The organism is Bartonella sp. AA74HLJMH (assembly GCF_042197045.1).
Classification (GTDB): Bacteria; Pseudomonadota; Alphaproteobacteria; order Rhizobiales; family Rhizobiaceae; genus Bartonella.
Genome location: NZ_JBHIRJ010000119.1, coordinates 1 through 814, shown reverse-complemented (window position 1 = coordinate 814; position 814 = coordinate 1). Strand labels below are relative to the sequence as shown.

General features: G+C 44.2%; 2 protein-coding genes. Both read left to right on the top strand.

Going from position 1 to position 814, the window contains the following annotated elements:
- Nucleotides 1-30 precede the first annotated feature (30 nt).
- Nucleotides 31-336, top strand: a complete 306-nt coding sequence (locus tag ACFINH_RS10085; RefSeq protein ID WP_005864619.1) for a helix-turn-helix transcriptional regulator — start codon at nucleotides 31-33, stop codon at nucleotides 334-336.
- 194 nt (nucleotides 337-530) lie between these two features.
- A partial coding sequence (locus tag ACFINH_RS10080; protein WP_375633033.1) for a hypothetical protein occupies nucleotides 531-814 on the top strand: 284 nt, incomplete at its 3' end.

Sequence of the window (814 nt, the reverse complement as noted above, 5' to 3'; positions counted from 1 at the left end):
GAGCATCCGTTTGAAGCAGGAGCGAAAGTTATGACAACCACACAAACATGCATCCAAGTTTGGGATCGCCATAGTATTTTAGCCGAGCTACGCCGCCGTAATATGACCTTGGCGGAGCTCGCGAAAGCTTATCAACTATCGTCATCCAGTGTTCAACATATCTGGACACGGTCTAACGAGAAAGCCGAACGCGCTATTGCCGATTTTATCGGTTTGCCCGTCGAGCAGGTTTTTAGCGACCGCTACCCCAAAAGTCGCCGTCGCATTTTTAAAGCAGCAAAACATGCCAATACAGATTCACGTGCGCATTCTGCTTTGCGCGGTAATGCTGCTTGAACTTCGTTACACGGCTTTGCGTTTTTGCGCATTTGCCATGAATTTAAATACCATAAGATAAAAAGGTTTATCAATGTCTAAAGATCAGTACGAAATAGGCAAGATAAATTGCATAGAGTTGCATCATAGAACAGCCGTTTGGGTAGTTTTATTTTCCATAGGTTGTAAGCGGATTTTACTAATGGGGGATGGTTATGGTTGCTGCTTGTAATTTATGGACCCCAGAAGCCAGAAGCGATATCGTTAATCCTTATTCAGAAGTTGAACGTTTACAGGTGATGCTTTCCTGTTCTTTAAAAGCCGTGAGTAGTGGATTTAAGCATCTGCCGATCCGGTATATTATTGACCCTCCGCATGGCTTATTTGATGCGGCGTTAGCACGACAGATTGTTATTCATATTTTGCATTATCAGTTTGAGGTGCCACGGCGGCGTATTGTTGCGATACAGGCACGTCAGCGGACTTCTATTTCTCTATC

What these genes read in the sequence shown, in the direction of transcription:
- ACFINH_RS10085 (WP_005864619.1), top strand. Translation starts at nt 31, where the DNA reads ATGACAACCACACAAACATGCATCCAAGTTTGGGATCGCCATAGTATT.